This is a genomic window from Reyranella sp., from assembly GCF_050185545.1.
In the GTDB taxonomy this organism is placed as follows: Bacteria; Pseudomonadota; Alphaproteobacteria; order Reyranellales; family Reyranellaceae; genus Reyranella.
Genome location: NZ_JBFWZI010000181.1, coordinates 1 through 13,785, shown reverse-complemented (window position 1 = coordinate 13,785; position 13,785 = coordinate 1). Strand labels below are relative to the sequence as shown.

Here is a 13,785-nt window from a genome sequence, read left to right as displayed (position 1 = left end):
AATCAATCCACCATTTGGGCCATCGCATGCGATCAGGCTTGGACAAATGTGACAACAAACAACACTCTTGCTCTGGCGGACCGCGGGCGTCTCGCCCGCTCTTCCTAATGAGCGGGCGAGACGCCCGCGGTCCGCAAGAGCATGAGGTCCACCGCGCCACGACCCAGCCTGAAAGGCGCCGGGGGCGACGCCGATGCGCGCCTTGAAGGCCCGGTTGAGATGACTTTGATCGTAGAATCCGCAGGCTGCGGCGACCGCGGCCGGCGCTGTGCCCTGGGCCAGCATCACGCGGGCGTGCCGGACGCGACGGTCGGTCTGCCAGGCGTGCGGCGTCAATCCGGTCTGCCGGTTGAACGCCCTGATCAGCCGTGTCCGCGGAATGCCCGCGATGCCGGCCAGGGTGACGAGGCTGATCGCCTCGGCAAAATGCGAGTCGAGGTAGTCCAGGGCGCGCGCCACGGGGCCGGACTCGCCGGGCACTCCGTCAGCCTGACCCGCGCCGTGGCCGTGCCGCGACAGCAGCCGCACGAAGAACTGCAGCAGGAGCTCGTCGGCCTCGAGGGACTCACCGCGCTCCTCGGCAAGGCGGTGTCCCGTGGCGAGCATGCGCGCCAGCTCGGGATCGCGGACGATCGGGTCGGGAAAGAACGGTGTCCCCGTCCATCGGCGGCCGACCGCGTCGGCAGCCGCATCGAGCAGGTAGCCGACGGTCGGATAGCTGATCCGATAGGCGTAGCCGTCCGCAGCCGGCCGGCCGTCATGAACCACGCCGGGGGCAATAAGGCAGAGATCGCCCGGCCCGGCGTAGTATTGGCTGCCGCCGATCATGAAGGTCTCGCACCCCGCGACAATGGTGCCGACGACGAACGAGTCGTGCGTATGCGGGGCATAGGCATGCCGGCGGAAGCGCGCCGACAGGCACTCCAGCGGCGCCGCCGGCGAGATGCTGAAGAAGGTCGCCGCCTCGCCGGCACCGAGCTCGTCCAGGCCGAAATCGTTCCTCGACATTGCCCCTGTCTAGCACATTGACTCTGGCACATTGACACGGAGCCGGCGGGCGCCTGATCTGTCGCCAACGGCGTTAAAGGGAGAAGACGCATGGAAGAGGTACGTATCCTGGCGACCGGGCTCGGCTTTCCCGAGGGGCCGGTCGCCATGCCCGACGGCTCGGTCATCCTGACGGAGATCCGCAACAACCGCTGCTCGCGCGTGACGCCCGACGGAAAAGTGTCGCTGTTCTCGGCGACCGGCGGCGGCCCGAACGGGCTCGCGGTCGGACCCGACGGCGCACTCTATCTCTGCAACAACGGCGGCAGCCGCTATGTCGAGGGCGTGTCGATGGGCCAGGGGCCGCATCCCGACTACAAGTTCGGCTCGGTACAGCGGCTCGATCGCATGACCGGCGCCGCCACCACGCTCTATACCTCGTGCGACGGCCACAACCTGTCGGCCCCGAACGATCTCGTGTTCGACAGCCAAGGCGGCTTCTACTTCACCGATCTCGGCAAGCGCTACGCGCGCCATCGCGATCACGGCGGCGTCTACTACGCGCTGCCCGACGGCTCGAAGATCGTGACGCTGGCCTATCCCATGCTGAGCCCGAACGGCTGCGGCCTGTCTCCCGACGGCAAGACGCTCTACGTCGCCGACACCGAGGGTGCGCGGCTGTGGGCATTCGACGTCGAAGGGCCGGGGGTGCTGCGCAAGCCGACCGGCCATGCGCCTCACGGCGGCCGCGTGATCGCCGGCATGCCCGGTCCCGCCCGCTTCGACAGCCTGGCGGTTCTGGAGAACGGCAACATCGCGGTGGCGACTCTCACCACGGGCATGATCACCGAGATCTCGCCCGCCGGGGCGATCATCCGCGAGGTCAAGATGCCGGACATCTATCCGACCAACATCTGCTTCGGCGGCGCCGACCGGCGCACCGCCTACATCACGCTGTCCGATTCGGGCCGGCTCGGCGCGATGCAATGGCCGGTGCCCGGCCTGAAACTCAATTACGCCTGAAGCCCATTTGCGAATCACGTGGACTTGCAACCCGACGACGGGAGACCGATATGGCTGGCAACGGACAGATGATCATCGACCTCGACAAGAAGCGCATGCAGGCGATGGCGGCAAAGGACGTCGCGACCCTCGAGACCTTGCTTGCCGACGACCTGGTCTATGCGCATTCCTCGGCGCGCCTCGACACCAAGAAAAGCCTCATCGACTCCATGGTGTCGGGCGCCACGGTCTATTCGCATGTCGAGCCGTCCGAGGTGAAAGCGCAGGATCTCGGCGATGCCGTGGTGCTGACCGGGATCGCCGAGATCAAGGTCACGGCGAACGGATCGCCGCTCGCCTTCGGCGTGCGCTTCACCGACGTCTATGCCAAACGCAACGGGCGCTGGCAGATGGTAACCTGGCAGTCGACGCGGCTGCCCACTTGAGGAGAGAACGGTCATGAGTGAAGCCAAGCTCGCCCCCAACATGCCGAAATGGATGGTCGATCACGTCGACAAGTATCTGTCGAGCGGCGGCAAGGAAGGGCACATGTATACGCTGACGCCGCCCAACTCGGCGCCGATCACCGTGCCCTCCCTGCTGCTGATCACGACGGGCCGCAAGAGCGGGCAGAAATACCTGTTCCCGCTGTTCTACGGCCGCGCCGGGGACAGCTATTTCATCATCGCCTCGAAGGGCGGTGCCCCGGAGCATCCGGGCTGGTACCGCAACCTCCTCGCCAATCCCGATGTCGAGATCCAGGTCGGCACGGCCAAGATGCGGGCCAGGGCCCGCACGGCCAAGGGCGAGGAACGCGCCAGGCTCTGGAAAGACGCCGCCGCCTTCTGGCCGCCGTACAACGACTACCAGAAAAAGGCCGGCGACCGCGAGATTCCGGTCGTGGTGCTCGATCCGGTGCATTGATCTTTTGGACCGCGGGCGTCTCGCCCGCTCATGATTATAATGAGGGCGCGTTCGGCAGGAGCGCGGCAGACCGCGCCCGAGCCGAGCCGCGCCATGAGCGGGCGAGACGCCCGCGGTCCAATCAATGCCCCTCGCCTTGCCTTTCGGCACGCGAGTTGCCTAAGCTTCCGTCAGATCCAATGACGGTGAGTCCATGGCGACGACCAGGCGTCAGTTGCGCTTTGGTGCCTTCTTCAGCGTTCCCGGTTGCCACCCGACGGGATGGCGCCATCCCGATGCGATCTGCGAGACGGATCTCGACATGCGGCTGCTCGCCGAGATGGCGCGCATGGCCGAGCACGGCAAGCTCGACTGCATGTTCTTCCAGGACAGCGTCGCGATTCCGGGCAGCACTGCCGTTTATGGCGCCAAGCCGTTCCGGGTGAAGAACGGCCGTCAGGCGCACATCGAGCCGATGAGCGCGATCGCGGCCCTGGCCGCCGTCACCAGCCGCATCGGCCTCGTGTCGACCTGCACCACCTCCTATAACGAGCCGTACAACGTCGCGCGGCGCTTCCTCACCATCGACCATATCAGTGGCGGCCGCGCCGGCTGGAACCTGGTGACCTCACAGGCCGAGGACGAGGCGGTCAATTTCGGCCGCGATGCGCATTTCGAGCACGGCGTGCGCTACGACCGCGCTGCCGAGTTCCACGACGTCGTGATCGGCCTGTGGGACAGCTGGGAGGACGACGCCTTCCTGCGCGACAAGGAAAGCGGCGTCTGGTTCGACTACGACAAGATGCACATCCTGCGGCACAAGGGCCGGCACTTCACGGTGCGCGGGCCGCTCAACGTCGCGCGCTCGCCGCAGGGCCGGCCGGTGGTGGCGCAGGCCGGATCGTCCGACGTCGGCATGGAGCTCGCCGCGCGCACCGCCGAGATGGTGTTCACCGCCCAGACGACGATCAAGGAAGGCCAGGCGTTCTGCAACGAGATGCATCAGCGCATGGACAAGTACGACCGCGGCCCCGACCACATCCGCATCTTCCCCGGCATCATGCCGATCGTCGGCCGCACCGAGTCCGAGGCCCAGGAGAAGTACGAGGAGTTGCGCGGCATGGTCGACGACGGCGTCGGCATCGCCGGCGTCGCGCGCCTGGCGGGCGGCGTCGACATCTTCGCCTGCGACCCCGACGGCCCGCTGCCCGAGCTGCAGCCCAGCAACGCCGCGCGCGCCCGCCAGGAGATGATCATCGCCATGGGCAAGCGCGGCATGACCATCCGCCAGATCGGCCGCGTGCTCGCCATGAGCCAGGCCCATCGCGTGCTCTACGGCACGCCGAAGTCGCTGGCCGACGACATGCAGGCGTGGCTCGAGGCCGGTGCCTGCGACGGCTTCAACCTTCTCTTCCCGCACTATCCCAAGCCGCTCGAGGAGTGGGTGACGCTGGTGATCCCCGAGCTGCAGCGCCGCGGCATCTTCCGCACCGAGTACGAGGGCAAGACGTTTCGCGAGAACCTCGGCGTGCCGATCCCCGAGAACATCCATGTCAGGAATCGCAGCAGCATCCAGGTCAGCGCGGCGGCGTCCAATGACTAGACGCCAACTCCGACTCGGCGGCTTCTTCAGCGTGCCCGGCAACCATCTGGCGGGCTGGCGGCATCCCGACGCCGTGCCGACCTACGACATGGACTTCCAGGCCTACGCCCACATCACCCAGGTCGCCGAGGCGGCCAAGTTCGACACCATCTTCTTCCAGGACACGGTGGGCGTCGCCGGCAGCCGGGCGCTGGCGCGCGGCGAGCGGACTCGCGCCAAGCTCTCGCGCACCGTCAAGCTCGAGCCGACAGCGACGCTCGCCGCACTCGCCATGGTGACCAGCCGCATCGGCCTGGTGGCGACGGCGACCACGACCTACAACGAGCCCTACAACATCGCCCGCCGCTTCGCCTCGATCGACCATATCAGCGGCGGCCGCGCCGGCTGGAACCTGGTGACCTCGCAGATCGAGGACGAGTCGGAGAATTTCGGCTTCGACGAGCACCTCGCCCATGCCGACCGCTACGAGCGCGCCGCCGAGTTCTACGAGGTCGTAACCGGCCTGTGGGACAGCTGGGAGGACGACGGCCTGCTGCGCGACAAGAAGAGCGGCGTCTACATGGACCGCGAAAAGGTCCATTTCCTCGATCACGTCGGCAAGCACTTCAAGGTCAAGGGGCCACTCAACATCACGCGCTCGCCGCAGGGCTGGCCGGTGGTGGCGCAGGCGGGCTCCTCCGAGGCCGGGCGCGAGCTCGCCGCCCGCACCGCCGACGTGGTGTTCACTGCCCAGACGAAGATCGACGAGGCCAAGGCGTTCTACGCCGACATCAAGCAGCGCGCGAGGCGCTACGGCCGCGAGCCCGACGACATCAAGATCATGCCCGGCCTCACCCCCGTGCTCGGCCACACCATGAGCGAGGCGCGCGAGGCCTACGAATACCTGCAATCGCTGATGCCCGACGACGTGGCGCTGCAGTCGCTGTCGCACATCTCGGGCGGGCTCGACCTTTCGAAGTACCCGCTCGATGGGCCGCTGCCCGAGCTGCCGCCCAGCAATGCCGCCAAGGCGCGCCAGGCACTGGTGGTGCGGACGGCGCGCGAGAACAACATGACCCTGCGCCAGATCGCCCGCCACACCGCGGCCGGCACCGGCCATCGCGTGCTGGTGGGCACGCCCGAGTACATGGCCGACGAGATGGCGGCCTGGCTCGAGGAGGAGGCGGCCGACGGCTTCAACGTGGTGTGCAACCACTATCCCAAGCCGTTCGAGGATTTCTGCCGCCTGGTGGTGCCCGAGCTGCAGCGCCGCGGCCTCTTCCGTACCGACTACGACGGCACCACGCTCAGGGAGCATCTGGGTTTACGCGTACCGGAGAACCGCTACACGCGCGAGGCGCGCCTCGCCAGGATGAAGGAGGCGTCATGAAGAAGCTTTTTGGGCTGGGAGCAAACCACTCCGCCCAGTCTCTTCTGGACCGCGGGCGTCCCGCCCGCTCGAGAATCATGAGCGGGCGGGACGCCCGCGGTCCGAATGAGCCGCTCCTGGCGAGGAGAACAGTGGCGGCAGCGATCGCCGGGCTCGCCGTCCTGTCGGCCGCCGCGACGGCGTCGGCCCAGGGCCCGACCGAGAAGGTCCGCAAGCTCAATCTCTATACCTGGCCGCAGGCGGCGCTGCCGCAGCACTACCAGGCGGCGCAGCTGATCGCCCAGCAATGGCGCCAGCTCGGGCTCGACGTCGAGGTCAAGCCCCTGCAGCGCCAGCAGCAGACCCAGCTGATCTGGTTCAGTCGCGACAAGTGGGACACCACCACGTGGCGCATGGTCGGCCGCCCCGAGCGCAGCGATCCCGACGAGTTCCTCTACAGCCTCTACCATTCGAGCTACGCCGAGAAGGGCTACAACTTCATCGGCTACATCAATCCCGAGTACGACAAGCTCGCCGAGAAGCAGCGCACCCAGCTCGATCCCGAGGAGCGGCGCAAGACCGCCTACGCCATGCAGCAGATCATCAACCGCGATCAGCCGCAGGCCTTCCTCGTGCATCCGAAATACCCGCTGGCCTTCAACAAGGCGGTGTTCAAGGAGGACACGGTCGTCAACCAGAGCGGCATCGGCATCCGCAACATCTGGACCTTCATGAACATCCAGCCGCTGGGCGCCCAGAAGGACCTGATCATCAACAGCAACGAGGTGATCAACGCGACCAACCCGCTTTATATCGGCGGCGCAGTCGACAGCTGGGTCTACGACCTGGTGTGGGACCGCATCATGCGCATCGGCCCGGACGGCATGCCGCGGCCGTGGGCAGCCGAGACCGTCACCTGGGTCGACGACAAGACCGTCGAGATCAAGCTGCGCGCCGGCATGAAATGGCACGACGGCAAGCCGGTGACGATCGACGACGTGATCTTCTCGTTCCAGGCGCCCGCCGGGACCAAGGCGCCGATGTACAAGCCGTTCGTCACCGACATCGCCGAGATGGAGAAGGTCGGCGAGCTCGGCCTGCGCTTCAAGCTCAAGCGGCCCAACACGACCTTCCTCACCGCTTCGCTCTCCAAGATCAACCTGATTCCCCGGCACATCTGGGAGCCGGTGCTGAAGGACCTCGAGGGCAAGCCGGAGACCGCCGAACAGCTCAAGGAAGTCTCCAAGATCGGCTCGGGACCTTTCAAGATGGTGCGCTGGAAGCCGACCGAGGAGATCGTGCTCGAGCGCCACGGCGAGCACTTCTCGGCGCCCAAGGTCGAGCGCTGGATCATGCGCATCGTGCCCAACGCCGAGGCGACGCTCGGCATGCTGAAGCGCGGCGAGCTGAACTTCATCGGCATGTTCGGCGGCGACCCCGAGGTGCTGACCAAGTTCGTCAAGGACAATCCCGACTTCGCCGTCCGGAGCGAGGTCGACATCGGCTTCGAATACGTCGCCTTCAACAACCGCCGGCCGCCGTTCGACGACGTGGCCTTCCGTCGCGCGCTCTCGATCGCCATCGACCGCCGCCTGATGGTGTCGGCCGCCTGGCAGGACTACGCGATCCCGGCCAACAGCCACGTCTCGCCGGTGCTGAAGTTCTGGCACGACCCCGGGGTCGACGAATTCAAGACAGGGCTCGCCGATGCCAGGAAGATCCTGAAGGACGCCGGCTACCGCGTCGTCGGCGGCAAGCTCTATTACCCGGCCGGCAAGACGGAAAAGCTGACGACGGAGTGATGCGCGCGCATCTGTCTTCTCCTCCCCGGCTTCGCCGGGGAGGTGTTCGCGTCTTACGCGACCTGCCTCCGCCGAAGCGAAGCCACTTCGGCTTCGCGCAGGCAGGCGGAGGGGTCATGCTCTTCCGGACCGCGGGCGTCCCGCCCGCTCATGAGCATGAGCATGAGCATGAGCGGGCGAGACGCCCGCGGTCCCCATGAGCCATGACCCCTCCGTCGCCGCAAGACGGCGACACCTCCCCAACCACGTGGGGGAAGAGCCATGAAGCTCGTCCTCGAGCGCTTCGCCCACAACGCGCTGGCGCTGCTCGCCGTCACGACCATCCTGTTCTTCATGTTCCGGCTGATGCCGGGCACGCCGCTTGCCGCCTTCATCAACGAGAATCTGAATGCCGACCAGCAGCAGGCGATGCTCGAGCAGTTCGGGCTCGATAAGCCGATGTGGATGCAATACTTCATCTATCTCGGCAACCTGCTCACCGGCGAGATGGGCCTGTCGTTCTTCCAGCGCCGGCCGGTCACCACCATCCTGCTCGAGGTGCTGCCCAATTCGATCGTGCTGACGCTCACGTCCCTGATCATCGCCTACATCTTCGGCGTGCTGGCGGGCGCCTGGCTCGCCTGGAAGCGCGGCACCTGGATCGAGCGCGCCGCCGTGCCGGCGGTGCTGGCGACGCGCGCCGCGCCGGAATTCTGGATCGGCATGGTGCTGCTGGCCCTGCTGTCGTTCAACGCCGGCTGGTTCCCCTCGGGCGGCGCCTCGAGCCCCGGCCTCGCCTACGACAGCAACTGGGAGCGCATGCTGTCGCTCGACTACCTGCACCACCTTGCCCTGCCCGTGCTTACCCTCGCCCTCTATCTCCAGGGCCTGCCGCTTCTGCTGATGCGTTCCAACATGCTCGAGGTGATGCACGAGGAGTTCGTCACCATGGCGCGCATGAAGGGCCTCTCCGAGTGGCGCATCGTCATCGGCCATGCCGCGCGCAACGCGCTCTTGCCGGTGGTCACCGCCTTCGCGCTGGGCGTCGGCCTGTCGATGGGCGGCAACGTGGTGATCGAGACGGTGTTCAGCTGGCCGGGCATCGGCCGACTGCTGGTGCAGGCCGTGTCGGTGCACGACTATCCGCTGGCCCAAGGCGCCTTTCTGATGATCGCCCTGGTGCTGGCGCTGATGAACTTCGTCGCCGATCTCCTCTACATGATGCTGGATCCGCGGGTGAGCCATGGTCGACGCGCCTGAGACCGCCGTCGTGGTGGCGCCGCGCCGCGCCCGCCGGCAGGCGATCCTGCCCGTGCTGCGCCGCATGGCGGCGATGCCGCTCAGGGATCCGTTCGCCTTTGCCGGCCTGCTGATCTACGCCCTGTTCGTGGTGGTGGCGCTCGGCGCCGACCAGCTGGCGCCGATCGATCCGCTGGAGATCCTGTTCACCAAGGCCGGTAAGGTGGCCGCAAACCTGGGACCGAGCGGCGAGTTCCCGCTCGGCACGACCAATCTCGGCCGCGACATCTATGCCCAGCTGGTGCACGGCACACGGAGCGCGCTGGCCGTCGGCCTGTCGGCTGCGATCATCGTGGCCACGGTCGGCACGGTGGTCGGCCTGGTGGCCGGCTATTTCGGCGGTACGACCGATGCGGTGTTGATGCGCATCGCCGACATGGCGCTGTCGCTCCCCTTCCTGCCCTTCGTCATCGTGCTGACCGGCTTCCTGGGCGCCGACACGTCGATCATCGTGATGGCGGTGGCGCTGCTCCTGTGGCCCAACTCGGCGCGCGTGATCCGCAGCCAGGTGCTGAGCCTGCGCGAGCGCGCCTATGTCGAGGCAGCGCGCGTCACCGGGGCGAGCCACACCCGCATCCTGTTCATCCACATCGCGCCCAACATCCTGCCGCTCAGCTTCGTCTACGCCGCCATCGCCATCGGCTGGGCGATCATCACCGAGGCCAGCGTCAACTTCCTGGGCTTCGGCGATCCGACCAGCGTGTCGTGGGGCATGATGCTGCAGGACGCCTTCACATCGCAGGCGCTGTCGCGCGGCCAGTATGCCTGGTTCGTGCCGCCCGGCATCTGCATCATCCTGGTGGTCGTCGCCGGCTTTTTCATCAGCCGCGGCTACGAGGAAGTCTTCATGCCGAGGCTGCGCGGCCGATGATCCTCGAGGTCGATGGCCTGCAGATCCATTACCGTACCGCCGGCGGCACGGTGCGCGCGGTCGATGGCGCCTCCTTCGCCATCCCCGAGGGCCGCATCGTCGGGCTGGTCGGCGAATCGGGCTGCGGCAAGACGACGGCGGTGCGCGCCATCATGGGCGTGCTCGCCGAGAACGGCCGGCGCGCCGGCGGCCGCGTGACCTTCAAGGGTAGGCCCATCGACGAGACGACCACCAGGCCATTGCTGTGGCGCGACATCGCCTACGTGCCGCAATCGGCCATGAGCTCGCTCGATCCGGTCTACACGGTGGGCGCCCAGATCGTCGAGGTGCTGACCAGGCGTGGCCGCCATGCCAGGGCTGCGGCGCGCGCCCGCGCGGCCGAGCTATTCGACCTGGTGGGCCTCAGCGAGAGCCGGCTCGGCGACTATCCGCACCAGTTCTCCGGCGGCATGCGCCAGCGCGCCGCCATCGCCATGGCGCTGGCGCTCGAGCCCAGCCTGCTGCTGGCCGACGAGCCGGTGACGGCGCTCGATGTCATCGTGCAGCGCCAGATCCTCGACACGCTGCGCGCCCTGCAGCAGCGGCTGAAGCTCTCGATGGTGCTGGTCACGCACGATATCAGCGTCGTCGCCTATCTCTGCGACGAGGTCGTCGTGATGTATGCCGGCCAGGTGATCGAGAGCGGGCCGGTGCGCGAGGTGCTGGGCCGGCCGCGCCATCCCTACACGATGGGCCTGCGCAACGCCTTCCCCGACCTGATGTCGGACGCGCTCGAGCTGGTGCCGATCGCCGGCAGCCCGCCCGACCTCGCCGACCCGCCACCCGGTTGCCGCTTCACGCCGCGCTGCCCGTTCGCGCTCGCCACCTGCAGCTCGCAGCCTGCCGCGATTGGCTCCGAAAGAGGCAGCTCCGGAAGGGGCGGCTCCGAGAGGGGCACATCCGAGAGCGACAGCTCCGAAAGAGGTACCTTCGGAAGCGGCACCTCCGACAAGGGCGGCTCCGACAAAGGCGCCGCCGGCCGCGACCAGGCGCACGTCTCGGCCTGCCTGCGCGATGGCGAAGCCGACCACCTCCGCACCTCCGCCCTGGATCCCGTGACATGGCAGCGCTCGTCAGCGTACGCGACGTCGTAAAGCACTTCCCGGTCTCGCGCTCGCTGGGCGAGGTCGCGCGCCGCGAGCGGCCGGTCGTGCGCGCCCTCGACGGCGTGAGCTTCGAGGTCGCCGCCGGCGACGCCGTGGCGATCGTGGGCGAGTCGGGCTGCGGCAAGACCACGCTCGGCCGGCTGATGCTGAAGCTGGTCGAGCCGACCACCGGGTCGATCACCTTCGACGGCTCGGCGCTGGGAGGCTTGAAGGGCCCGGCGCTGCGCGAGTTCCGCCGCCAGGCGCAGCTCGTGTTCCAGAACCCGTTCGATGCGCTGAACCCGCGCTTCACCATCTACCGCGCCGTCGCCGAGCCGCTGGTCAATGCCGGCATCCCGGAGACCGAGCACGCCGATCGCATCGCCGCTGCCTTCCGCCGCGTCCATCTGCCCGACCTCGACCGCTATCTCGACAAGTACCCGCACCAGCTGAGCGGCGGGCAGCTGCAGCGCGTCGTGCTGGCGCGCGCGCTGGTGCTGGCGCCGCGCTTCCTGGTCGCCGACGAGCCGGTGTCGATGCTCGATGTCAGCGTGCGTGCCGGCATCCTCGCCCTGATGCGCGAGGTGCGCGACGACATGGGGCTGACCGCGATCTACATCTCGCACGACCTCGCGCTGGTGCGCTACCTGTGCGATCGCACCCTGGTGATGTATCTCGGTACCATCGTCGAGGACGGCCCGACCGAGGAGATCGTGCGCCGGCCGCGCCATCCCTACACCCAGGCGCTGGTCGCTGCCGTGCCGGTGCCCGATCCCGACCAGTCGCGCCAGCCGCTGCCGATCAAAGGCAACGTGCCCGACGCCCGCGAGCCGCCGTCGGGCTGCCGCTTCCGCGACCGCTGCCCGCACGCCTTCGCCCGCTGCGCCCACGAGTCGCCGCCGCTCAGGGCCATCGCCGACGGCCATCGGGTGGCGTGTCATCTCAATCTCGACTCGCCTCCCCCGTAAGACGGGGGAGGAAAGTCAAGATGGCCCTCACCGCCGCCGGATGTCCGCCAGCAACCGGTCGACGAACTTGGGCGACACTCCCAGCATCGCCTTCTCGTCGCCCAGCTCGCGCTCGAGCCGGCCCAGCGCGGCGACGAACGAGCCGCCCCTGGACAGGGCCGCCTCGACGATCCTGCCGGCCTGCTCCTTGCCCATATTCTCGGCCAACAGGAAAGTCGCGCGCTCGGCCAGGACCGCGCCGTTGGTCGCCGCCAGGCTGGCGGCCAGACGATCGACGTCGATGGCGAGGCCGGGCGCCACCTCGGCCATCGCCTCGACCGCCGAACCCACCGACTCGACCAGCGCGGCCAGCGTCGGCCATTCGGCCTGCCAGCCGCCGAGCGCGCGCTCATGCTCCTGCGGCAAGGCCGCAACGATGGTGGCGGCGAGCTGTGGCGCCCGGCTCGCCGCGGTGAGCACCGTGCCGGCGCCCACAGGGTTGCGCTTGTGCGGCATGGTGGAAGAACCGCCGCGTCCGGCGCCGGTAGGCTCGCTCGCCTCGGCCACCTCGAACTGCATCATGAGGGCAATGTCGCGCGCCGCCTTGCCCAGCGCACCGACCACCAGTGCCGCATCCTGGGCGAAAGCCGCGACCCTGACGCGCTGGGCGAACCACGGGGCCGGCGGCAGCGCGAGGCCAAGACGCCTCGCCAGGCCCTTCATCACCGGCTCGGCCTTGCCACCCAGCGCCGACAGCGAGCCGGATGCGCCGCCGAACTGCAGGATTTGGGTCTCGGCAAAGCTCGCCTCGAGCCGGCGCGTCGCCCGGTCGATGTCGGAAGCCCAGCCGGCGATCTTCTGGCCGAGGGCCAGCGGCGTCGCCGGCTGGAGCAGCGTGCGGCCGAGCATCGGCGTGGCGCGATGGCGGCGCGCCAGCCTGGCGAGCGCCGCGACGATGCCATGCAGATCCGCGAGCAGCGGCGGCATGGCCTCGCCGAGCTGCAGCACCATCGCGGTGTCGATGAGATCCTGGCTGGTCGCTCCCCAATGCACCGAAGCTGCTGCCGCGGCCTCGCGCTTGCGCACCTCGGCGGTCAGCGCCCGCACCACCGCCACGGTGAGCGTGAGATTGCGCCGCGCCGTTTCGGCGAGGGCAACAGGATCGTAGAGATCGGGGTCGCAGGCCTGCTCGATCACCGCCACATGCTCCTTCGGGATCAGCCCGGCACGGGCAACCGCGGCGGTGAGCGCGGCCTCGAAGCGCAGCATGTGTCGCAGTGTCGCCTGATCGGAAAACGCCTCGGCCGTCTTCGCCGCCGCGCCCAACGCATTGACCAATCGACCCGCCATCGCCTGCTCCTCCCTGGTGCCCGCACCGTAACGGAGCCCGAGTAGTCCGGCGACCCACGCCAGAGAAACCGGGGCTGTTGCGATAGCGCCCGCACCGCCGTTGGCGTGGCCCGATGATCGATCCCTCGCGCCATGTCCCACTGCACGCGATGCCGTGGAGCGCGTCCGAAGCGGTCGCGGCCATCGAGGAAATCGTCGCGGACGCAGCCCGTCACTGCGACGCCGGGCGCTTCTGGCCATCGCATCCGCGCGAGGATGGAGCACCCGACGAGATGGCGAACCTCTATTTCGGCGCCGCCGGCGCGATCTGGGGACTCGACCATCTCGCACGCTCGGGCACGACGCGCCTGGGCCGCGACTCCCGTCCCGTGGTGCCGCGGCTGCTCGAAGCCGGCACCGAAGAGTTCAGCGCCGATACTTCGGGTTGGCGATCAATCTCCGGCACTGCATCACGGCCGATCCACGCTTCCCGACCATCGACGTGATCTGATCGCAGCCGGCACGACCACCGCCTGGCCGGGCGGCATCATGCTGCCCCCACCGAGCCCTGCGCTGCACGATCCGGCCAGC

General features: G+C 68.2%; 13 protein-coding genes. 11 read left to right on the top strand and 2 right to left on the bottom strand.

What is annotated here, in order from left to right; translation table 11 throughout:
* Positions 1-1,008: AraC family ligand binding domain-containing protein (locus tag AB7O82_RS31030; RefSeq protein ID WP_428621034.1), on the bottom strand; the 1,008-nt coding region annotated here is incomplete at its 3' end.
* Between the two features lie 90 nt (positions 1,009-1,098).
* Between AB7O82_RS31030 and AB7O82_RS31025 the strand changes: the two genes are divergently transcribed.
* The 10 genes from AB7O82_RS31025 to AB7O82_RS30980 all read left to right on the top strand — a co-directional run bounded on the left by AB7O82_RS31025 (position 1,099) and on the right by AB7O82_RS30980 (position 11,886).
* On the top strand, positions 1,099-2,010 hold the full coding sequence (locus AB7O82_RS31025; protein ID WP_428621032.1) for an SMP-30/gluconolactonase/LRE family protein: 912 nt from the start codon (positions 1,099-1,101) through the stop codon (positions 2,008-2,010).
* A gap of 50 nt (positions 2,011-2,060) precedes the next feature.
* Positions 2,061-2,435 (top strand): nuclear transport factor 2 family protein, encoded by a 375-nt coding sequence (locus tag AB7O82_RS31020; protein ID WP_428553187.1) that lies wholly within the window; start codon positions 2,061-2,063, stop codon positions 2,433-2,435.
* 13 nt (positions 2,436-2,448) lie between these two features.
* Positions 2,449-2,913 (top strand): nitroreductase family deazaflavin-dependent oxidoreductase, encoded by a 465-nt coding sequence (locus tag AB7O82_RS31015; protein WP_428553184.1) that lies wholly within the window; start codon positions 2,449-2,451, stop codon positions 2,911-2,913.
* A 193-nt stretch (positions 2,914-3,106) separates the two neighbouring features.
* Positions 3,107-4,495, top strand: coding sequence for an LLM class flavin-dependent oxidoreductase (locus AB7O82_RS31010; protein ID WP_428621030.1), 1,389 nt, complete (start codon positions 3,107-3,109; stop codon positions 4,493-4,495).
* A complete protein-coding gene (locus AB7O82_RS31005; protein ID WP_428553178.1) occupies positions 4,488-5,864 on the top strand; it encodes an LLM class flavin-dependent oxidoreductase in 1,377 nt (458 codons plus the stop codon). Before AB7O82_RS31010 ends, AB7O82_RS31005 begins: the two co-directional genes overlap by 8 nt.
* A gap of 131 nt (positions 5,865-5,995) precedes the next feature.
* On the top strand, positions 5,996-7,645 hold the full coding sequence (locus AB7O82_RS31000; protein WP_428621028.1) for an ABC transporter substrate-binding protein: 1,650 nt from the start codon (positions 5,996-5,998) through the stop codon (positions 7,643-7,645).
* Between the two features lie 261 nt (positions 7,646-7,906).
* A complete protein-coding gene (locus AB7O82_RS30995; protein ID WP_428555554.1) occupies positions 7,907-8,884 on the top strand; it encodes an ABC transporter permease in 978 nt (325 codons plus the stop codon).
* Complete coding sequence (locus AB7O82_RS30990; protein WP_428621027.1) at positions 8,868-9,794, top strand: ABC transporter permease; 927 nt, start codon at positions 8,868-8,870, stop codon at positions 9,792-9,794. The genes AB7O82_RS30995 and AB7O82_RS30990 overlap by 17 nt, the downstream gene beginning before the upstream one ends.
* Positions 9,791-10,927, top strand: coding sequence for an ABC transporter ATP-binding protein (locus AB7O82_RS30985; protein ID WP_428621025.1), 1,137 nt, complete (start codon positions 9,791-9,793; stop codon positions 10,925-10,927). The genes AB7O82_RS30990 and AB7O82_RS30985 overlap by 4 nt, the downstream gene beginning before the upstream one ends.
* The gene (locus AB7O82_RS30980) at positions 10,894-11,886 is read left to right on the top strand and encodes an ABC transporter ATP-binding protein (RefSeq protein WP_428621024.1); all 993 of its coding nucleotides are present in this window, start codon (positions 10,894-10,896) and stop codon (positions 11,884-11,886) included. The genes AB7O82_RS30985 and AB7O82_RS30980 overlap by 34 nt, the downstream gene beginning before the upstream one ends.
* 27 nt (positions 11,887-11,913) lie before the next feature.
* Here AB7O82_RS30980 and AB7O82_RS30975 read toward each other — a convergent pair whose 3' ends face one another.
* A complete protein-coding gene (locus tag AB7O82_RS30975; protein WP_428621022.1) occupies positions 11,914-13,215 on the bottom strand; it encodes a lyase family protein in 1,302 nt (433 codons plus the stop codon).
* A gap of 113 nt (positions 13,216-13,328) precedes the next feature.
* Here AB7O82_RS30975 and AB7O82_RS30970 point away from each other — a divergent pair, with 113 nt between their 5' ends.
* Positions 13,329-13,700, top strand: coding sequence for a hypothetical protein (locus tag AB7O82_RS30970; RefSeq protein ID WP_428551875.1), 372 nt, complete (start codon positions 13,329-13,331; stop codon positions 13,698-13,700).
* The last annotated feature ends 85 nt before the right edge of the window (positions 13,701-13,785 follow it).